20 protein-coding genes are annotated in these 18,481 nt (G+C 65.6%); 8 read left to right on the forward strand and 12 right to left on the reverse strand.

What is annotated here, in order from left to right; all coding sequences use genetic code 11:
• Window positions 1-17 precede the first annotated feature (17 nt).
• Window positions 18-1,151, reverse strand: a complete 1,134-nt coding sequence (locus BLS74_RS23820) for a C45 family autoproteolytic acyltransferase/hydrolase (protein ID WP_093109630.1) — start codon at window positions 1,149-1,151, stop codon at window positions 18-20.
• A gap of 155 nt (window positions 1,152-1,306) precedes the next feature.
• Between BLS74_RS23820 and BLS74_RS23825 the strand changes: the two genes are divergently transcribed.
• The gene (locus tag BLS74_RS23825; protein WP_093109631.1) at window positions 1,307-2,224 is read left to right on the forward strand and encodes a LysR substrate-binding domain-containing protein; all 918 of its coding nucleotides are present in this window, start codon (window positions 1,307-1,309) and stop codon (window positions 2,222-2,224) included.
• Between the two features lie 18 nt (window positions 2,225-2,242).
• On the opposite strand, the gene BLS74_RS23830 is transcribed toward BLS74_RS23825, so the two are convergent.
• Complete coding sequence (locus tag BLS74_RS23830; RefSeq protein ID WP_170855694.1) at window positions 2,243-2,458, reverse strand: sensor histidine kinase; 216 nt, start codon at window positions 2,456-2,458, stop codon at window positions 2,243-2,245.
• 34 nt (window positions 2,459-2,492) lie between these two features.
• Between BLS74_RS23830 and BLS74_RS34525 the strand changes: the two genes are divergently transcribed.
• Window positions 2,493-2,750, forward strand: a complete 258-nt coding sequence (locus BLS74_RS34525; protein ID WP_170855695.1) for a hypothetical protein — start codon at window positions 2,493-2,495, stop codon at window positions 2,748-2,750.
• Between the two features lie 346 nt (window positions 2,751-3,096).
• Window positions 3,097-3,318 (forward strand): hypothetical protein, encoded by a 222-nt coding sequence (locus BLS74_RS23835; RefSeq protein WP_139191734.1) that lies wholly within the window; start codon window positions 3,097-3,099, stop codon window positions 3,316-3,318.
• 16 nt (window positions 3,319-3,334) lie between these two features.
• Here BLS74_RS23835 and BLS74_RS33980 read toward each other — a convergent pair whose 3' ends face one another.
• The gene (locus BLS74_RS33980; protein WP_139191735.1) at window positions 3,335-3,601 is read right to left on the reverse strand and encodes a hypothetical protein; all 267 of its coding nucleotides are present in this window, start codon (window positions 3,599-3,601) and stop codon (window positions 3,335-3,337) included.
• Between the two features lie 456 nt (window positions 3,602-4,057).
• On the opposite strand from BLS74_RS33980, the gene BLS74_RS23840 reads away from it, so the two are divergent.
• Complete coding sequence (locus BLS74_RS23840) at window positions 4,058-4,537, forward strand: VOC family protein (protein WP_093109634.1); 480 nt, start codon at window positions 4,058-4,060, stop codon at window positions 4,535-4,537.
• 401 nt (window positions 4,538-4,938) lie between these two features.
• Here the strand turns inward: BLS74_RS23840 and BLS74_RS23845 are convergent, their stop codons facing one another.
• Both BLS74_RS23845 and BLS74_RS23850 read right to left on the reverse strand, forming a co-directional pair.
• Window positions 4,939-5,538 carry an NADPH-dependent F420 reductase gene (locus BLS74_RS23845; RefSeq protein WP_093109635.1) on the reverse strand — a complete coding sequence of 200 codons (600 nt, stop codon included), beginning with the start codon at window positions 5,536-5,538 and terminating at the stop codon, window positions 4,939-4,941.
• 38 nt (window positions 5,539-5,576) lie between these two features.
• The gene (locus BLS74_RS23850) at window positions 5,577-6,341 is read right to left on the reverse strand and encodes a 3-oxoacyl-ACP reductase family protein (RefSeq protein ID WP_093109636.1); all 765 of its coding nucleotides are present in this window, start codon (window positions 6,339-6,341) and stop codon (window positions 5,577-5,579) included.
• 115 nt (window positions 6,342-6,456) lie between these two features.
• Between BLS74_RS23850 and BLS74_RS23855 the strand changes: the two genes are divergently transcribed.
• The 3 genes from BLS74_RS23855 to groL all read left to right on the forward strand — a co-directional run bounded on the left by BLS74_RS23855 (window position 6,457) and on the right by groL (window position 9,735).
• Entirely contained in the window at window positions 6,457-7,380 is a 924-nt protein-coding gene (locus BLS74_RS23855; protein ID WP_093109637.1) for a LysR family transcriptional regulator, read from the forward strand.
• Window positions 7,381-7,759: 379 nt separating this feature from the next.
• Entirely contained in the window at window positions 7,760-8,050 is a 291-nt protein-coding gene (gene groES / locus BLS74_RS23860; protein ID WP_093109638.1) for a co-chaperone GroES, read from the forward strand.
• A gap of 32 nt (window positions 8,051-8,082) precedes the next feature.
• On the forward strand, window positions 8,083-9,735 hold the full coding sequence (gene groL / locus BLS74_RS23865) for a chaperonin GroEL (protein WP_093109639.1): 1,653 nt from the start codon (window positions 8,083-8,085) through the stop codon (window positions 9,733-9,735).
• Between the two features lie 78 nt (window positions 9,736-9,813).
• On the opposite strand, the gene BLS74_RS23870 is transcribed toward groL, so the two are convergent.
• The 3 genes from BLS74_RS23870 to tal all read right to left on the reverse strand — a co-directional run bounded on the left by BLS74_RS23870 (window position 9,814) and on the right by tal (window position 12,737).
• Entirely contained in the window at window positions 9,814-10,152 is a 339-nt protein-coding gene (locus tag BLS74_RS23870; RefSeq protein WP_093109640.1) for a DUF805 domain-containing protein, read from the reverse strand.
• Between the two features lie 84 nt (window positions 10,153-10,236).
• Entirely contained in the window at window positions 10,237-11,787 is a 1,551-nt protein-coding gene (gene pgi / locus BLS74_RS23875; protein WP_093109641.1) for a glucose-6-phosphate isomerase, read from the reverse strand.
• A complete protein-coding gene (gene tal, locus BLS74_RS23880) occupies window positions 11,784-12,737 on the reverse strand; it encodes a transaldolase (protein WP_093109642.1) in 954 nt (317 codons plus the stop codon). Before tal ends, pgi begins: the two co-directional genes overlap by 4 nt.
• A 105-nt stretch (window positions 12,738-12,842) precedes the next feature.
• Here tal and BLS74_RS23885 point away from each other — a divergent pair, with 105 nt between their 5' ends.
• Window positions 12,843-13,517: a lipocalin family protein gene (locus tag BLS74_RS23885; RefSeq protein WP_093109643.1), complete on the forward strand. Its 675-nt coding sequence runs from the start codon at window positions 12,843-12,845 to the stop codon at window positions 13,515-13,517.
• On the opposite strand, the gene BLS74_RS23890 is transcribed toward BLS74_RS23885, so the two are convergent.
• Genes BLS74_RS23890 through BLS74_RS23905 form a run of 4 tightly spaced genes read right to left on the reverse strand, consistent with a single transcriptional unit; the run spans window position 13,463 to window position 18,420 of the window.
• Entirely contained in the window at window positions 13,463-14,125 is a 663-nt protein-coding gene (locus BLS74_RS23890; protein ID WP_093109644.1) for an HAD family hydrolase, read from the reverse strand. The genes BLS74_RS23885 and BLS74_RS23890 overlap by 55 nt on opposite strands.
• A complete protein-coding gene (locus tag BLS74_RS23895) occupies window positions 14,122-15,168 on the reverse strand; it encodes an ABC transporter ATP-binding protein (RefSeq protein WP_093109645.1) in 1,047 nt (348 codons plus the stop codon). The genes BLS74_RS23890 and BLS74_RS23895 overlap by 4 nt, the downstream gene beginning before the upstream one ends.
• 14 nt (window positions 15,169-15,182) lie before the next feature.
• Window positions 15,183-17,408 (reverse strand): ABC transporter permease, encoded by a 2,226-nt coding sequence (locus tag BLS74_RS23900; protein WP_093109646.1) that lies wholly within the window; start codon window positions 17,406-17,408, stop codon window positions 15,183-15,185.
• A 1-nt stretch (window position 17,409) separates the two neighbouring features.
• A complete protein-coding gene (locus tag BLS74_RS23905) occupies window positions 17,410-18,420 on the reverse strand; it encodes an ABC transporter substrate-binding protein (RefSeq protein ID WP_093109647.1) in 1,011 nt (336 codons plus the stop codon).
• Between the last annotated feature and the right edge of the window lie 61 nt (window positions 18,421-18,481).

Consider the following 18,481-nt stretch of genomic DNA (forward strand, 5'->3'; position numbering starts at 1 on the left):
TATGCGCCGGCGGCGGGCTACAACGTGTATTCCTGGAAGTTGCGTGCCTCGTAGGGCTTGCGCGCGATCCACATCGTCTTGTTGCCGGCGTCGATCAGGGTGGTCGCCACGGTGGCGGAGATGCTGGCGAAGCTCGCGGGTTTGGGCGAGCGCAGCACGCCGTCGGGCTTGCCGAATTCATCGGCGAGGATCGCCTTCACATGGTCCCAGCAGATCGGGCCCGAGACGCGGCGCAGCGCGTTCTCGACCCGGTCCTGGCGGTAGAGGCTGTCGACCCGCTCGCCCATGTACGGGTCGCGCAGCTTGACGCGCGCGGCCGGGCAGAGCCAGTGGTTGGTATGCACCAGCAGGTCGTCCTCGGGCATGACCCAGAAGATCTCGCCCGGCGAGGTTTCGAGGCTCATGCCTGCGCCGTCGCCGGCACCGGCCTGCGCCAGGATCATGTTGTTGGCGCAATAGCGCCGCGAGTCCCAGATCGCCCGCATGGCCTGCGCCAGGTTGGCGGCTTCGAGCACGCGACGGCGCAGCAGCACCAGCGGCACGCCGGCGCCCTTGCGGAAGTCTTCGTCGCTGGAGAGGGAGTTGCCGGTCAGCGAGACGCCATTGGCATTGAAGCCATGGCGCGCAAGCGCGCCGGCCTCGGTGAAGCTCAGGATGTCGGGACCCTCTTCTCGGCGGATGCGCAACACGATGCCTGTGTCCACGCATTCTTCGCGCCAGTCCCAGTTATGGGCATGCATGAGGCGGCCGGTGGCTGAGCGGCCGGGCAGCACGAGCAGGCCGGTGCAGTCGCCGTCTTCCGACGACGGGGCCTTGGCCGGTGCTTCGAGCGACTGCTGGAGGTCGGCATGGCCGAACATCATCTCGGTGCGGCAGTTGATCGTGATGACGTCCTCCAGCGTCGCACCCGCGCCTTCGGCGATGCCGCGCAGTTCCTCGAGATAGGTGGCGTCATAGGCCTCGATGACCTGGGCCATCGATTGCGCGAGGCGCCGCAGCGTGGCCTCGTCGACGCCGCGTTTGCCGAGCTGCGACTTGTAGAGCGCGATGCTGCGCGCCACGCGCTCAGGCACGGCGCGGCCATGCTGCACGCCACGCGCATGCGGCGTGCCGGAAACATCGACAAGGGGAAAGTATCGGGGGGTTGTCATGTTGCTTGAGCCACTTTGTCATTCGCTTGTCGCCGCGAGCGGGTAGCGATGGGGGTGGATTGTTTTGCAAGAACAGAAAAAGATAAATTTAAAAATCATTTAGCATCAATAAAGAAATTATTTATCTTGAAGCTGTCTTCATCCGTGCCTCGGCCATGAGCACCATCCGCTTTCTTCGCACCTTCGTGGCCGCAGCGCGAGGCGGTTCCTTTGCCGCGGCGGCCGATCAGGTCGCGTTGACGCAGGCGGCCGTCGGCCAGCAGATGCGCGCGCTGGAGGCGGAACTGAAGAAAACGCTCTTCGACAAGACCGGCCGCACCATGACGCTGAGCCCCGCGGGCCATCTGCTGCTGCCGCGGGCCGAAGCACTGCTCGCGCACTACGAGGCGATGCGGCAGGACCTACAGGACCAGCGGCAGATCGCCGGAACCATCAAGCTCGGCTCGCTGATCTCGGCCATGGGATTGCTCTCGAGCACGCTGGCAACGCTCAAATCGCTCCATCCCAACCTCGAGGTCGAGCTCAGAGTCCGGGAGCAGTCGCGACTGGCGGAGGACGTGATGAGTGGAGAACTCGATGCCGCGGTGGTCGTTGAGCGCCCATGGCCGGACAAGCCCGGCTTGCTGTGGACGCCCTGCTACGAAGAGACGCTCACTGTGATCGCGAATTCGAGCATCGCCGCGCTCGACACCCCCATTGCGGGCTTGTTCGCAAACCATCCCTTCATCCGCTTCGACCGGCGCACGCCGACGGGTGCACGCATCGACCGGATCCTGCGCCGGCTGCAGTTGGTTCCCAGGGAGTTCCTGGAGCTCAATTCGCTGCTCTCGATCGTCGAACTGGTGCGAAAGAACGTGGGCTTCACCATGGCGCCGCTGCTCAATAACTTCGATTGGGAAAGCGACCCCGGACTGCGCGTGCTGCAGCTGCCCGGCCGGCCGATTGCCCGTCGCCTGGGCATGCTGGAGAGCGGCCGGCGCAGCCACATCACGGGCGTGGTTCGCGAGGAGCTATTGGCGCACCTCCGCCGGGCGAAGCCCGGCGGCCGATCCATCGCCAGCGTCTCATCGTGAAAGCACCGTCAAGAACTTTCAAGCGCGGGGCAACACGAGCCGAAAGGCACTGCCGCGCCCCAGTGCGCTGTCGAGCAACACCTTGCCGCCGTGCCGCTGGGCCACGGTCTTGACAAAGGCCAACCCGAGCCCGGCCCCGTCGATGTTTGCTGTGGCGCTGCCTCGAACGAAGGGCTCGAACGCCTGCGTCCGGAGTTCTTCGGCGATGCCGGGTCCTTCGTCCTTCACCAGCACGGCCCATGCACGCGGAAGCGATTCGACCGCGCAGGTGATCGACGAGCCCGCCGGCGAACAAGGCGAGATCGAACTCATTCTGCGTCAGCGCAACAGGCCTGCCGTCGATCTCCAGTTGCCGGGTCGCAAGCACGAAGCGGTAGCGTCCCCAGACCTGCTCTTCGGGCTGCGTGTCCAGGTAGGCGCGCCGCAGCAGCGCGCGCACGCGAGCGGCCAGCTCGCCTACCCGCATGGGATTGACCATGAAGTCGTCCGCCCCCGCTGCATCGGCTTGAACCACAAAAAGCGGTGAGCCTAGGCCCGGTCAAAAGATCACTTGCGCGCTCCCCCAATCGTCCACGATCACGCTGAAACAGCGTCCACGATCAGCCTGAAACGCCGTCCACGATGCCCTGAAATACGCAGTCCCCGCGAGCCGCGCACGACCATGGAGCCTTGAGCGGCCCGGCCTTGCCTTCGGGAGGCAGATCACTTCCCCTAGGTCCGCTAAGGGCGCTGAGGGCATCTTCGATCGGGGTCAGGGACTTGGCACTGCACACTCAGGATCGAACGACTTAGGAAGCGCGGCGAGCTTTCCTTCCATCAAACGAAGGCGCCGGCTTACGGCAAGGGCAATGCACACGCCCAGCATTCCTTGCATGAGCCGCTTCCGCTTTCTTGTATCGATGGTTGAAGCACTCCGGTCTGGAGCGTTCGAATGGGTGCTGTTCGAATCCTTCGATGACGTGCCTGGCTTTGAGCCCTTGGCACGCTCAGATCTCAGCTTCCCAACATACAAGAGCGCCTGGGAAGCCGGGTGCGTGGCACTTCAATCCCGCATGGACGATCCAAAACTGGACCTACTCGACGACGAGGACTGAGCAGCGGCTGACCAGCTCAGTTGCCTTGGGACGAAGCGCCAGATTGCTGTTCTCGGATCAGGAACTCGTCGATCCAGGCGCGCGCCTTGGCCGCAAGCAGCTTCCTTGCTTTTGCCTCTTCGGATACGCCGCCAACTCCGATTCGGAACATCACTTTCCCGGCCCGCTTTACATCGGCAAAAAAATAATTGCCTTCGCCTACGGGCTCAGATCCAAACTCGATCGTCCAGTCTGGCGGAGCAGCAGGCGGATCGGCGTGGTCGCGCGCCGGGGAAATGTTCATCGGTGGTCAATGGTGAGACTTCTGCAGCCCAGTATGCGCCACTCCTGCTCGGACGCAACGGGGGCAATGTCATGGGTTTGACGGCTGATCCCGCAGCAGAAGACGGCCCCCCGGTCGGGCACCTCCTCCCCCACTGGGGGCGCGGCGAGTTCAAACTAAGCTGCAGAAAATTCAGGCTAAAGTTGAAAACCGCCGACTGTGGAACGCTACTGGAGATTGAGCATCAAGACGGCTTAAGTCATTGATCCGAAAGGGCGCACCGGGGAACTGCGCCGTTGATCGTTCAGCTCATGCGCCGCTAGACATTCGATCCTGTGGTCTTCACGCCTCCGAACATTGAGTTTTTCGCTCCGGCCCGGAGCCATAGGGGCAGAATTTAGCGGCTACGTGCTTGCCGACGAATCACTTCTTCGGCGGCTTGAATGCACGTACCAGTCCCAATCTAGGAGAACCAAGATGGTCAGCAAGAACACGATTTGTCTCTGGTACGACGGCACCGCGTTGGACGCCGCGAAGTTCTACGCCGAGACGTTCCCGGACAGCGCGGTGGGAGCTGTCCATCGCGCGCCTGGCGACTATCCCGCGGGCAAGCAGGGCGATGTCTTGACGGTCGAGTTCACGGTGATGGGCATCCCTTGTCTCGGACTGAACGGGGGCCCGGCGTTCAAGCACAACGAGGCTTTCTCGTTCCAGGTTGCGACCGACAACCAGGCCGAAACGGACCGCTTGTGGAACGCGATTGTCGGAAACGGCGGCCAGGAAAGCGCATGCGGCTGGTGCAAGGACAAGTGGGGACTGTCGTGGCAGATCACGCCACGCGCCCTGACGGCCGCGATCGCCGATCCTGATCGAGCGGCGGCCAAGCGCACGTTCGAAGCCATGATGGGGATGAGAAAGATCGACATCGCTGCGATCGAAGCGGCTCGGCGCGGCTGACGCTCCCGATGCCGGCCCAGCCCCCGTCGCCGCGACAGCCACGCACGCGGAACGCCACGATTTTTTTTGCTAGAACTCCGCCGCATCAAGGGGCGGTGCGCCCTCCTTCCCTCTCAGTGTTGGCCTAGGTTGGCCCTCGAAAGGTGTGCCGCCAGCGTGTGTGCAGTTCGCGCGAGCGTCACCTGAGCATGGCTTCCTTCTCGACTCTCCTGCGGAACGCCACTGGTCTTTGCCCTGACGCGCGCAGCCTCCCTCTGAAATCAGACGGGTGAGTAGACGTACATCTTTGAATTTTCCGTGAACCTGGCGGGAAGCAGGACCGGGGGCCGAAGGGCCGCCACCCACTGAGAACATATGCCCTTCTCGATCGCAGATGGTAGACCGCACGGCAAGGGCCCCGGTTACCCCTGCTTGACGAGGTTTAGCGTCGGCAGCGCCCCACCCGGGAACTGCTGCATTGCGCCACCGCTCGCGAGGCCGCCGAGGTCCACGACCGCGAAACCCAGCAATTCGAAGAGCCGCATCACGTCGGCCTTGGCCGGCGCATCGTCGCCCGACATGAAGAGCACGCGACGTCCGCCGCTCGTGCGCGGGTCGGCCGCCAGCAGCGGGGGCGGCAGCGTGTTGGCGATCTTCACCACCCGCGCACCAGGCACATGCGCGGCCACGACCTGGCTCGAGGCGAGGCCACCGAGTTCGGCGATTCGGAATCCGGGCATCACCACTGGATTCATGGTGTCCAGCACGATACGACCTTCGAGCGTGGGCAAGCCGGCGGTGGCGCTGTCGAGGTGCTGCCAGGGCACGGAGAGCACGAGCACGTCAGCGTTCGCGGCCTCGGCGCGCGTGCCGGCGCGTGTCTTGCCGCCCGTGCGGCGCACCGCGTCGGCGAGCGAGTCGGGGCCGCGGCTGTTCGACAGCACGATGTCGTGGCCGGCGTTGGCGAACTGTTGGGCGAGCGCGAGGCCGATGCTGCCGGCGCCGATGAATCCGATCTTCATGATGAAGCTCCTGTGTGTCCGGTGAATGGAGAAAGTGGTTAGGCCGAGTAGCCGCCGTCGACCGCGATGCTCGCGCCGGTGACGAAGCTCGCCGCCGGGCTCGCCAGCCAGGCCACCGCGTTGGCGATCTCGTCCACCTGCGCATAGCGGCCGAGAGCGATGTAGGTGCGCGCCTGCTGCGCGAACTCGCTCGTCGCGGGGTTCATGTCGGTGTCGGTCGGGCCGGGCATCACGTTGTTGACCGTGATGCCGCGCGGACCGAGGTCGCGCGCCAGCGCCTTGGTCAGGCCGGCCACCGCGGCCTTGGTCATCACGTACAGCGCGCCTCCGGCATAGGGCACGTACTGGCTGTTGATGCTGCCGATGTTCACGACGCGGCCGCCCTCGTCCATGTGCTTGAGGGCTTCCTGCGTGGCGACGAACAGGCCCTTGAGATTGACGTCCACCATGCGGTCGAAGTCGTCCAGCCCGATGTCCTGCACCGGCTTGCCAATGGCAATGGCGGCGTTGTTCACGAGGATGTCGAGGCGACCGAAGGTGGTGACGGCTTGTGCCACAGCGGAGCGCACTTCGTCGGGCCGGCTGGCGTCGGCAGCGACAGCGAGCGCCGTGCCGCCCCCGGCCGCAATGGCGTCGACCGCAGCCTGCGCTGGTTCGGGCGAGGCGACGTAGGTGATGACGACCGCCGCGCCGTCGGCGGCCAGGCGGCGGGCGATGCCAGCTCCCAAGCCGCGCGAGGCACCGGTCACGAGGGCGACCTTGCCGGCCAGGGGAAGAGTAGCGATGGAAGAAGAGGTGGTCATGGCGTTTCCTTTGGGAAAGGGGTTGGACATGGCGCAATGGTCGGGCCGCAGCTCCTTCGCGGGTAGCCGGCAATGGCTGGAATCTTCTTCAAGCAATGCTTGAAAATAGGCACGCATGGAAACGCTCGCCAACCTCGAATCCTTTGTCCGAAGCGCCGAATCGGGCAGCTTCTCGGAGGCGGCGCGCCGCTTGAGCCTGACGCCTGCCGCCGTCAGCCGCAATGTCGCGCGGCTCGAAGCCAATCTCGGCGTGCGCCTGTTTCAACGCAGCACGCGACGGCTCACGCTCACCGAGGCAGGCGAGCGCTTCCTGCAGTCGGTGGCAGGCGGCCTGGAAGACATCCAGGCCGCCATTGCGGGCGTGTCGGCCGACGCGGGTCGCCCGGCCGGCGTGCTCAAGGTGAGCATGTCGCCCGGTTTCGGCGTGGACTACATCGTGCCGCTGTTGCCTGAGTTCATGCAGCGGCATCCGGCGGTGCGGCCCGACTGGCATTTCGACAATCGGCATGTGGACCTGATCGCCGAAGGCTACGACGCTGCTATTGGCGGCGGCACCGAACTCACGCCTGGCGTGGTCGCGCGCGAACTCGCGCGGGCCCACATCGTCGCCGTGGCGTCGCCGGCTTACATGGCTGGACGGCGCACGCCGCGCGAGCCGGCTGATCTGGCGGAGCTCGACGGCATCGTGATGCGCTCGGGCCGGAGCGGTCGCCTGCGTGACCGCATGATGCGCGACCGCGCGGGAGTACAGGCCCCTGTCAAGTTGCAGCCAAGCATCGTACTCAGTGACCCGGACGCGCTGTGCCGCGCCGCGTTGCTCGGTCTAGGCGTGGCGCTCGTCGCGATGCCCCATGCGCTGCCGCACCTGGAAAGCGGCGCGCTGCTGCGAGTGTTGCCGCGCTGGTACGCGGACGGCGGTCCAATCTCGCTCTACTTCGCCGGCGGGCGCCTGCTGCCGGCCAAGACCCGTGCCTTTGTCGACTTCGTGGTCGAGACGTTCGCGCGCGAGCGGCTGGCGCAGCGGTTTTTGGCGGCCTGAACCACACGGCCTCGGGGGCGATTGGCCTCGACAGCCTCGCACAAAGATCCGCCAACTACTTCAACGATTAGTCGGATATGCGGCTAGGCGCCGCTAGGCGATGAGGACGGAGCCAAGTGCACGTGGGAACGTCCGCAGTTGGCTGTTTCCCGGCTGACCGCCCAAGAGCCGAGTTCCAACTAAGCTGCAAAAAATTCCAAGTGAGGTGAAAACCGACATCGACTCTCCTTGGACCGCCGGGCCTTGAAACCCCGCCAAATGCCCTTATGATTAGCACTCGCTGAAGAGGAGTGCTAACAACCCCCCGCTTCCAGTGGCTGGGCAGCCGGCAACCATGCCAGCGCCCGAACCAAACCCCGTTTCTTATCCAGGAGATGCAATGAAACTTCGTCCTTTGCACGATCGCGTGATCGTCAAGCGCATTGAAAGCGAAACCAAGACCGCCTCGGGCATCGTGATCCCCGACAACGCCGCCGAGAAGCCCGACCAGGGCGAAGTGCTGGCCGTCGGCCCTGGCAAGAAGAACGACAAGGGCGAACTCGGCGCGATGAGCGTCAAGGTCGGCGACCGCGTCCTGTTCGGCAAGTACAGCGGCCAGACCGTCAAGGTCGATGGCGACGAGCTGCTGGTCATGAAGGAAGACGACCTGTTCGCGGTCGTCGAGAAGTAATCAACCCCTCTATCTGAATTCGGAGAAATCTCATGGCAGCAAAAGACGTAGTCTTCGGCGGTGAAGCCCGCGCACGCATGGTCGAGGGTGTCAACATCCTGGCCAACGCAGTCAAAGTGACCCTGGGCCCCAAGGGCCGCAACGTGGTGCTCGAGCGCTCCTTCGGCGCCCCGACCGTGACCAAGGACGGCGTGTCCGTGGCCAAGGAAATCGAACTCAAGGACAAGCTCCAGAACATGGGCGCCCAGCTCGTGAAGGAAGTGGCCTCCAAGACTTCGGACAACGCCGGCGACGGCACCACCACCGCGACCGTGCTGGCCCAGGCCATCGTTCGCGAAGGCTTCAAGTACGTGGCCGCCGGCATCAACCCGATGGACCTGAAGCGCGGCATCGACAAGGCGGTCACTGCCCTGGTCGAAGAGCTGAAGAAGGCTTCCAAGGCCACCACCACCTCGAAGGAAATCGCGCAAGTCGGCTCGATCTCGGCCAACAGCGACGACACCATCGGCAAGCTCATCGCCGACGCGATGGACAAGGTCGGCAAGGAAGGCGTTATCACCGTCGAAGATGGCAAGTCGCTCGACAGCGAACTCGACGTCGTCGAAGGCATGCAGTTCGACCGCGGCTACCTGTCGCCCTACTTCATCAACAACCCCGAGAAGCAGTCGGCGTTGCTGGAAAACCCCTTCGTGCTGCTGTTCGACAAGAAGATCAGCAACATCCGCGACCTGCTGCCCACGCTGGAGCAAGTCGCCAAGGCCGGCCGTCCGCTCTTGATCATTGCCGAAGAAGTCGAGGGCGAAGCCCTGGCGACGCTGGTGGTCAACACCATCCGCGGCATCCTGAAGGTCGTGGCCGTCAAGGCACCGGGCTTCGGCGACCGCCGCAAGGCCATGCTGGAAGACATCGCCATCCTGACGGGCGGCAAGGTCATCGCCGAAGAAGTGGGCCTGACGCTCGAGAAGGTGACGCTGGCCGACCTGGGCCAGGCCAAGCGCATCGAAGTGGGCAAGGAAAACACCATCATCATCGACGGCGCCGGCGCTCCCGCCGACATCGAAGCCCGCGTGAAGCAAGTGCGCGTGCAGATCGAGGAAGCCACCAGCGACTACGACCGCGAGAAGCTGCAAGAGCGCGTGGCCAAGCTGGCCGGCGGCGTGGCCGTGATCAAGGTCGGCGCTGCCACCGAAGTCGAAATGAAGGAAAAGAAGGCTCGCGTCGAAGACGCCCTGCACGCCACCCGCGCTGCTGTGGAAGAAGGCGTGGTGGCCGGCGGCGGCGTGGCGCTGCTGCGTGCCAAGCAAGCCGTGGGCGACAAGCTCAAGGGCGACAACGCCGACCAGGACGCCGGCATCAAGCTGGTGCTGCGCGCCATCGAAGCGCCGCTGCGCGAGATCGTCAACAACGCTGGCGGCGAAGCCAGCGTGGTGGTGAACGCCGTGTTGGCCGGCAAGGGCAACTACGGCTTCAATGCCCAGAACGACACCTACGGCGACATGCTCGAGCTGGGCATCCTGGACCCGACCAAGGTGACCCGCACCGCGCTGCAGAACGCAGCCTCGGTCGCTTCCCTGCTGCTGACGACCGAAGCGATGGTCGCCGACGCACCGAAGGACGAGTCCGGCGCCGGCGGCGGCATGCCCGACATGGGCGGCATGGGTGGCATGGGCGGCATGGGCATGTAATGTCTGCCCGGCCTCCGGCCAAATAGAAAAACCCCGCAGCGCAAGCCGCGGGGTTTTTTTACGTTTGCGAGGCCGGACTCAGGCAGCGGCGAGCGGCGGCGCGCCGTACTCGTTGCCCTCGGGCTGGCTGGGCTGGACCATGAAGTACAGCAGCACCAGGCCCACGAGCGGGATCAGGCCGATCAGCAGCCACCAGCCGCTCTTGCCGATGTCGTGCAGGCGGCGCGCGCCGGCCGACAGCAGGGGCAGCAGGAAGGCCAGGATGACGACGAGATAGACGATCTCGTGAATGAAGCCTGCCACGACGGCCACGATGACGTAGGCGAGCACGAACCACCAGTACTCGGAGCGTGATCCGCGACCCGAAAAGTCGACGTACTTGCTGAAGCAGGTCTGAATGGCTTGTTGAAAATTCATCGAACAACTCCTCTCGATAGTTCCCCGGGAAAACTCCCGCGGCCATCATAAAGGGCGGTTCGCCGGCTTTGGTGACCTTCTTCGCTAGCGCAGGCGGGCGAGCAAGCCGGCCGTGGAGGCGTCCAGACCCTGCGTGTCGCCCGAGGCCAGGCGGGGTTCGATGTCCCGCGCCAGCACCTTGCCGAGCTCGACGCCCCATTGGTCGAAGCTGTTGATGCCCCAAAGCGCGCCGCTGGTGAACACCCGGTGCTCGTAGAGTGCGAGGAAGGCGCCGAGTGCCTCGGGCGCGAGCTGGTCGAAGACGAAGAAGCTGCTCGGCCGATTGCCCGGGAAATTGCGATGCCCGCCCTCGTCGCGCTGCCCCACCATGAGCGCCTGCGCCTGCGCCAGTGCATTGGCCAGCAGCTTGGGATGATGGCCCTCGAGCTCGTGCGCCGCATCGCGCACGGCGATGAATTCCAGCGGGATCACGTCCGTGCCCTGGTGCAGCATCTGGAAATAGGCGTGCTGCCCGTTGGTGCCGGGCTCGCCCCACAGCACGGGCGAGGTGCCGAAGGGCAACGCCTGGCCGCCGGCATCGACACGCTTGCCGTTGCTTTCCATCTCGAGCTGCTGCAGGTAGGCCGGCAGCCGCTGCAGCGCGCTGTGGTAGGGCGCGATGCTGCGGCTTGCGAAGCGGTGGAAGTTGCGGTACCAGACATCGAGCAGGCCGAGACGCACCGGCAGGTTCTGCGCCAGCGGGGCGGTGCGGAAATGCTCGTCCATTGCGTGGGCCCCGGCCAGCAGGCGGCGGAAGCCGTCGGCGCCGATCGCCAGCGCGATCGGCAGCCCGATGGCCGACCACAGCGAATAGCGCCCGCCGACCCAGTCCCAGAAGCCGAAAGTCGTCTCGATGCCGAAGGCGCGCGCGGCCTCGACGTTGGTGGTGAGCGCCGCGAAATGACGCGCGATGTCGACGCTGCCCGACTGCTCGAACCAGCGCTTGGCCGACTGCGCGTTGGCCATGGTCTCGGCCGTGGTGAAGGTCTTCGAGGCGACGAGGAACAGCGTGTGCTCGGGCGCCAGGTCGCGCAGCACACGCGCGAGTTCGTGGCCGTCCACGTTGGAGACGAAATGGAAGCGCTTGCCCGGCGCCACGAACTGGTCGAGGGCGCGCACCGCCATCTGCGGGCCGAGATCGGAGCCGCCGATGCCGATGTTGACCACGTCGGTGATCGTGTGGTCGGCGCGGACCGCTTCGGCGTAGGCCAGCATCGCGGCCAGCGTGGCATGGACATCGGCCAGCGCGCCGGCGAGCTGCTCGGGCGCCGGTGCGGAGGCGGGACTTCTCAGCAGGGTGTGGAGTACGGCACGGTCTTCGGTCGCATTGATGTGCGCGCCGGCGAACATCGCGTCGCGGTGCGCTTCCAGTCCAGCCTCCTGCGCAAGCGCCAGCAGCAGTTCTTCGGTCTTCGCGTCGATCAGGTTCTTCGACAGGTCGGCGAAGAGATGGGGCGCCGATTGGCTGAACGCGCCGAAACGCTGCGGGTCGGCGGCAAAGGCCTGCCGCAGGTCGAAGTCGCGGCCGCCAGCGTCGTAATGCGCCTGCAGCCGGCCCCAGGCCACCGTGCGATCGCAACGCGTCTTCATCGTCATGCGACCTCCTCCATCAGTTTCTCCAGCTTCACCGCATCGGCCGCGAAGGCGCGAATGCCTTCGGCCAGCTTCTCGGTGGCCATGGCGTCCTCGTTGAGGGCGAAGCGGAAGGCCGGCTCGTCGAGCCTGAGCTGGGGAATGTCGAGCGCCTTGGCGGCCTCGGCGTCGAGCGCATGCGCGAGCGGCGCTTCACTGGCCGCGAGCTCGGCCAGCAACTCGGGGCTGATGGTCAGGAGGTCGCAGCCTGCGAGTGCGGCGATCTGCCCCACGTTGCGGAAGCTCGCGCCCATCACCTCGGTCGCGATGCCGTGCTTCTTGTAGTAATCGAAGATCTGGCGCACCGATTGCACGCCCGGATCGTTGGCGCCCGAACGCGCCGCTTCGTCCCAGCTGCCGCCGGCCGCTTTCTTGTGCCAGTCGTAGATGCGCCCGACGAAGGGCGAGATCAGCTTGACGCCCGCCGCGCCGCAGGCCACCGCCTGTGCGAACGAAAACAGCAAGGTCAGGTTGGTGTGGATGCCCTTCTCTTCGAGCCGGCGCGCGGCCTCGATGCCTTCCCAGGTGGCGGCGATCTTGATCAGCACGCGCTTCTCGACCTCGATGTCCTCGGCCCGGTAGAGCGCCACGATGCGCTCGGCGCGTTCGATGGTGGCGGCCGTGTCGAAGCTCAGGCGCGCATCGACCTCGGTCGAGACGCGGCCCGGGATGAGGGAGAGGATCTCGGTGCCGAAGCGCACCAGCATCCGGTCGATCACCTCGTCGACGGGCAGGCTGCCGTGCTTCTTCACCGCTTCGTCGAGTAGCGGCCGGTACTCGGCCTTCTGCACGGCCTTGAGGATCAGCGAGGGGTTGGTGGTGGCGTCCCGGGGCTTGAACTGCGCCAGCTGGCGGAAATCGCCGGTGTCGGCCACCACGGTGGTCCATTGACGGAGGGCATCGAGTTGGTTCATGCGGCCATTATCCCGCCGCAAAACTACAGTCCGTGTGGTCCTCGGCTGACGGGGCCGGGCGAGACCCGCGACTAGCCTTCGCTGATCGCCTCCGGAGGAATTCCCATGCCTTTTCGCAGACACCACCATGCGTCGCCATCAGCCGCTGCGTTCGATGACCGCGCGCACAGCGCGTCGATCGGCACGCTGGCCACGGCTTTTTGCGTGGGCGGTGTGCTGATCCTGCTTGCGCTCGCGACCGCCCGGGCGACCCGCACCGAACGCGTGGGCGGCCCCGCCGATGGCGCGCCGCTGATGCGCGCGCCGCTCCAGGTGGTGGCGCCAGTCGACCTGCAGCGTTACGCCGGCCTGTGGCACGAACAGGCCCGCCTGCCCAACCGCTTCCAGAAGCAGTGCGCGGGCCCGGCCACGGCCGAGTACACGCTGCTGGGTGATGGCCAGATGGAGGTTCGCAACCGCTGCATCCTGGACGACGGCAGCTTCGACGAAGCGGTCGGCGTGGCGCGCGTGGCACCGGTTGCCGGCCAGCCGGGCGCAGGCCGCCTCGAAGTGCGCTTCGCGCCTGAATGGCTCGGCTGGCTGCCCGCAGTCTGGGGCGACTACTGGATCCTGAAGCTCGACCGCGACTACCAGGTGGCGCTGGTCGGTACGCCGGACCGCAAGTACCTCTGGGTGCTGTCGCGTGCGCCGCGGCTGGACGACGCCGCGCTCGATGCCGAGCTCGACTACGCGCGCTCGCTGGGCTTCGACGTCGACAAGGTCGAGTTGACCGGCAGGTAGGCCGCGAGCTGCGCCGGCAAGGCGCTGGGCCGCTCGCAATGGATGGCCTGCCACCCGAGTTCGCGCGCCGCCACCACATTGGCCAGCGAGTCGTCGATGAAGACGGTGTCCGCAGCCGCCAGGCGGTAGCGCGCGGTCAGCAGCTCGTAGATCTCGCGCTGCGGCTTGATCATGCGCACGTCGCCTGAAAAGATGCCGCCGTCAAACCAACGGAAAAAGGCGTGGCGCTCTTCGAGCACGCGCGCATAGGGCACCGGCATGTTGGAGAGGTAGTAGAGCCGCAGGTCCTCCCCCGCATCGCGGCGCGCACGCAGCCCGTCGAGCAGATCGATGGTGACAGCAATCGGCTCCAGGCGCTCGCCCATGGGCGCCAGCGCCTCGTTGAGCCGGCCGACCGGCAGCGAAAGCCGCAGCGCCATCCGCCCGATGGCGTCGTCGAGGCTGTGCGTGCCGCGGTCGAAACCCAGCCAGTCCTCGTGGTGGAACATCTCGCGCGCGAGCGCATGTGCGGCTTCGGCGGTGGGCGCGTGACGCATGAACTGGGACTGGACGAGCAGCACCGGCTCCCAGGTCAGTAATACAGCGCCCAGATCGAAGACCACGTTCATGCGGCGGCCGGTACGACGGAAACGCCATGCATGGCGAGGGACAGCGTCGTCTGGGCGCCGGCGGTCAGCGGACGGGACAGATCCGCGGAAACCACGAACACAGAACCGAGCGCAGTGTCGAAGGCGTATTCGTAGACGCTGCCCAGATAGGCAGCCTTGCGCAAGGTCGCAGGCAGGCCGACGGCAGCGCCGATCTGCCACGCTTCGGGCCTGACGGCGACCTTCACGACGCCCGGCGCGATGTCATAGCGCAATGGCAGCGTCAGCGGCCCGAGCTCGACGCGGCCTTCGGGCTGTGCCACGGCGGGAAACACCATGGCCTCGCCCATGAAACCAGCCACGAACTCGCTTTCCGGATGGCCGTAAAGCTGCTGGGGGGTGCCGCGCTGCGCGATCACGCCATGATCCATCACGATGATCTGGTCGCTGACCGCGAGGGCCTCGCTCTGGTCGTGCGTGACATAAGCGACCGTCAAGCCGAGCCGCTGCTGCAGGCTGCGAATTTCCTCGCGCATCTCGCGCCGCAGCCGCGCGTCGAGGTTCGACAAGGGTTCGTCGAAAAGCAGCACCGCGGGTTCCAGCACCAGCGCACGCGCGAGCGCCACGCGCTGCTGCTGGCCGCCGGAAAGCTCGCTCGGCAGCCGTTCGTCGAAACCGACCAGGCCGACTCCCTTGAGCGCGTCACGTGCGCGCGCCATCGCCTCGTTTTTCCTTACGCCGCTCATCTTCAGGCCGTAGCTCACGTTCTCGATCACGTTCATGTGAGGGAACAGCGCGTAGCTCTGGAACATCATGCTCACATTCCGATCGGCCGGACCGAGCGTGGTGACATCGCGGCCGCCCATGATGATCGAGCCGAAACTCGGCGACTCCAGCCCGGCGATCATGCGCAGAGTCGTCGTCTTGCCGCAGCCGGAGGGGCCGAGGATGGTGGTCAGGGTGCCTTCGGGCACTTCGAAGCTGATGCCCTTCACGGCGAGCGGCGCGTTCGCGTCGCTGCCATAGCGCTTGGTGACGTTGTGGAGTTCGATGCCGTTGCTCATGTGTCGGTCCGTGTTCAAGGCGCCGCGACCGCGATGGTCGGCGCGCCGGCCTTGCGCCGCCCCAGTTTGCGCTCGCCGACGACGAACTGCACGAGCGCAATCGCGAGCGACATCAGGATCATCAGCACCGTGCAGTAGGCCAGGGCAATGCCGTAATCGCCGTTGCCGACGCGGCCGATGATGTACGTGGTGGCGAGTTCGTTCTCGGCCGTGACGAGGAAGATGACCGCGCTCACGGTCGTCATCGCGCGGACGAAGCTGTAAATCAGCGCAGCAACCAGCGCCGGCTTCAACAGCGGCAGCACGACCTTGAAGAGGGTCTGCGACGTGGACGCGCGCAGCATCAGCGACGCCTCGTCGAGCGAGCGATCGAGCTGCTTGAAAGCCGCCGTGCCCGCACGCACGCCGACGGGAAGGTTCCTGAACATGAAGCACAGCACGATGATGAGACCGGTGCCGGTCAGCTCGAGCGGCGGCACGTTGAAGGCGAGAATGTAGCTCACGCCGAGCACCGTGCCCGGAATGGCGAAAGCGAGCAAGGCTGCGAACTCGAAGGCACCCTGTCCCCGGAATTCGTTGCGTGCCAGCAGCCATGCGATCAGCAGTCCAAGGCCCGCCGTCAACGGCGCCGAGATGCCCGCGAGCTTGAGCGTCGTGAGCAACGAGTTCCAGGCCGTACCTGCCCAGACGAGACCGAACTGCCCCCACTCCAGCGCAAACGCGGTCTTGAAGTGAACGAGCGTGAGGGTGTAGTCGCGCCCCCAGGTCTGGACGAAGCCGCCCGCGAAGGCGAACAGGTAGACGACCACCGTGAAAGCGATCCACGGCAGCGCGATGCAATAGATCGTGCGACGCACGCCATCGGGCAGTGCCATGGCGATCCCGGCGTCGCCCTTGCCGCTCACGGTGGTGTAGTTCTGCTTGCCGAGCACGCCTCGCTGGATCGCGAACACGCCGAGCGCGAAGATCGTGAGTACCCAGGCCAGCGAGGCGGCGCGGCCCTGGTCATACTGTGCGCCGACGATCGCGAAGAAAATGTCGGTCGACAGCACCGAGAATTGCCCGCCCACCACCACCGGGTTGCCGAAATCCGCAATGCTCTCGATGAAACCCACGAGAAATGCGTTGGCCAGTCCCGGCTTGAGCAAAGGCAGCGTGACGGTGAAGAAGGTGCGCCGGCGGTTGGCGCGCAGCATCTGCGCGGCCTCTTCCAGGCTCGGCGCCACGCCCTGCACCACGCCCCGCATGATCATGAATGCGATCGGGGTGAAGGCAAACAGCTGGGCCACGAGCACGCCCGGCATGCCGTAGAACCAGCGCGTCGGCTCGATGCCGAAGCTGCTCTCGAGCACCTGATTCACGACACCTGCACGACCGAACAACAGGATCAGGCCGAGCCCGACGACGAAGGGCGGCGTGATGATGGGCAGCAGGGCCAGCACGCGCAACGGACCCTGCCAGCGCTTGCCGCCGCGCTCGGCCATCAACGCCATCAAGGTCCCGAGAAGAGTGGTGCCGGCGGCAGTGAGCAGCGCAAGGACCAGCGTGTTCCACGCCACGCCGCAGCGCACGCCGCCGGAGAGGCAGTTCAACCCCCAGACGCGCTCGGTGCCGATGCGAGCGCCGAATGCGGCCAGCGACCAGCGGCCGTCTTCGTCGAAGAAAGCGCCTGCAAGCGCCTTGCTCACGGGGTACGCGATGAAGAGCGCCATCAGCACGCCGCAGCCGATTACCGACGCCGAGACGAACAGATCGCCCTTGAAGAATCCCAGCCGCGCCAGCCCGAAGGCGAAAAGCATTACCAGCGCCGCCAAGGCGATGAAGCCGCCCGCGCCGATGCCGAACTGGTTGATCGGCAGCTCACCAAGGTAGGTGTTGAGGGCGGCGAAGCTCCAGCCGCGCGCGCCGATCAAAAAGCCACTCGCCACCAAGCCGACCGCACCCGCGAACCCGCCCACGATCAGCAAACGGCCCTGGGCTCGGCCGGGACGCAGCAAGCCGCCCAAGACGCACACGCCGAGCCCGAAGAGGCCAACAAGGAGCCAGCTGCGGCCCTGCAGCCAGGCATGCATCACACCGTTCGCGCCCTCGGCTTGGCCGAAGATCTGCCCAAGGGCCTCGTACCAAGCGGTGTCCTGGATCGCGTACCAAGGCAACGCAAGGTAGCCGACCAACCCCACCGCAATGCATGCCCAGATGGGCTCGTTCGGCCGGCGCCCCGCCGTGGAAGCGGACTGCACGCTAGCGCGGCAGCGAGTTGACGTCCTTTTCCCAGCGCGCTATTAGGCGCCGGCGCTCGGCGCTCGCGCCGTACTTCGCATAGTCGTAGTCGATGAACTTGATCTTCTTGAAGTCAGGAATCCGCGGGTCGAGCTTCGCGTTCATGTTGCTCGGCAACTGAAACTGCTTGTTCGCGGCGCCGAGCTCCTGCGCGGAAGGCGTCAGCGCCCATTCGTAGAACTTCTTGGCGGCATCGAGGTTTCGCGAGCCCTTGATGATGCTCATCGAGCCGATCTCGGCGCCGGTGCCATCGGACGGGGTGATGGTTTCCACTGGAAAGCCCTGCATCTTCTCGCCGGGGCCATCATGCACGAAGCTGATGGAGACCGCCGTTTCACCGCGCGCCACGGCCTTGATGGGACCAGTGCCCGAGCGCGTGTATTGACCCACGTTCCTGTGCAGCGCCTTGAGGTATTCATAGGCCTTGTCTTCGCCCATCAGTTGCACGAGCGTCGCGATCATGGTGTAGGCGGTGCCGCTGGAAGCCGGATTGGCCACCTGGATGTCGCCCTTGTATTCAGGCTTGAGCAGATCGGCCCAGGTCTTGGGCACCGGCAGCTTCTTCTTGGCCAGGAGTTCCGGGTTGTAGCCGAATCCCAGAGGCCCGGAATAGATCCCGACGGTCTTGTAGCCGGACTGCTTGGCCTGCTGCTGTGCCCAGGGATGCAGCTGCGCCAGCGTGGGCGATTTGTATTCGAGCGTAAGGCCTTGTTCGGCCGCCTGCAGGTGCGGATCACCAGTGCCGCCGAACCAGATGTCGGTCTTGGGGTTGTCCTTTTCCGCGATGAGCTGCGCGAGCGCTTCACCCGAACCCTTGAGCGCCATGTTGATCTTAACGCCCGTCGTGCGCGCATAGACCGTCGAGATCACGTTGCACCACTCGGCCTGGACGGAGCAGATGACGTTGACGGTCTGTGCCGACACCGCGGCCGACAGGCCCATCAATGCCGCGACGGCGAAAAGCTTTTTCATGGGAACCTCGCTCGAAAAACAAAAAAGGGCCCCGCGGGCCGACCTTCAGCTTAGCGCGCCG

Source organism: Variovorax sp. CF079 (genome assembly GCF_900101545.1).
GTDB lineage: Bacteria > Pseudomonadota > Gammaproteobacteria > Burkholderiales > Burkholderiaceae_C > Variovorax.

Excerpts from the sequence above, each read along its gene's own strand:
- groES (WP_093109638.1), top strand. The coding sequence starts at position 7,760 with ATGAAACTTCGTCCTTTGCACGATCGCGTGATCGTCAAGCGCATTGAA.
- groL (WP_093109639.1), top strand. The coding sequence starts at position 8,083 with ATGGCAGCAAAAGACGTAGTCTTCGGCGGTGAAGCCCGCGCACGCATG.
- BLS74_RS23850 (WP_093109636.1), bottom strand. The coding sequence starts at position 6,341 with ATGACCACCTCTTCTTCCATCGCTACTCTTCCCCTGGCCGGCAAGGTC.
- BLS74_RS23825 (WP_093109631.1), top strand. The coding sequence starts at position 1,307 with ATGAGCACCATCCGCTTTCTTCGCACCTTCGTGGCCGCAGCGCGAGGC.
- BLS74_RS23895 (WP_093109645.1), bottom strand. The coding sequence starts at position 15,168 with ATGAGCAACGGCATCGAACTCCACAACGTCACCAAGCGCTATGGCAGC.
- BLS74_RS23885 (WP_093109643.1), top strand. The coding sequence starts at position 12,843 with ATGCCTTTTCGCAGACACCACCATGCGTCGCCATCAGCCGCTGCGTTC.
- tal (WP_093109642.1), bottom strand. The coding sequence starts at position 12,737 with ATGAACCAACTCGATGCCCTCCGTCAATGGACCACCGTGGTGGCCGAC.
- BLS74_RS23905 (WP_093109647.1), bottom strand. The coding sequence starts at position 18,420 with ATGAAAAAGCTTTTCGCCGTCGCGGCATTGATGGGCCTGTCGGCCGCG.
- BLS74_RS23820 (WP_093109630.1), bottom strand. The coding sequence starts at position 1,151 with ATGACAACCCCCCGATACTTTCCCCTTGTCGATGTTTCCGGCACGCCG.
- BLS74_RS23870 (WP_093109640.1), bottom strand. The coding sequence starts at position 10,152 with ATGAATTTTCAACAAGCCATTCAGACCTGCTTCAGCAAGTACGTCGAC.
- BLS74_RS23835 (WP_139191734.1), top strand. The coding sequence starts at position 3,097 with ATGAGCCGCTTCCGCTTTCTTGTATCGATGGTTGAAGCACTCCGGTCT.
- BLS74_RS23845 (WP_093109635.1), bottom strand. The coding sequence starts at position 5,538 with ATGAAGATCGGATTCATCGGCGCCGGCAGCATCGGCCTCGCGCTCGCC.
- pgi (WP_093109641.1), bottom strand. The coding sequence starts at position 11,787 with ATGACGATGAAGACGCGTTGCGATCGCACGGTGGCCTGGGGCCGGCTG.
- BLS74_RS23840 (WP_093109634.1), top strand. The coding sequence starts at position 4,058 with ATGGTCAGCAAGAACACGATTTGTCTCTGGTACGACGGCACCGCGTTG.
- BLS74_RS23855 (WP_093109637.1), top strand. The coding sequence starts at position 6,457 with ATGGAAACGCTCGCCAACCTCGAATCCTTTGTCCGAAGCGCCGAATCG.
- BLS74_RS23890 (WP_093109644.1), bottom strand. The coding sequence starts at position 14,125 with ATGAACGTGGTCTTCGATCTGGGCGCTGTATTACTGACCTGGGAGCCG.
- BLS74_RS33980 (WP_139191735.1), bottom strand. The coding sequence starts at position 3,601 with ATGAACATTTCCCCGGCGCGCGACCACGCCGATCCGCCTGCTGCTCCG.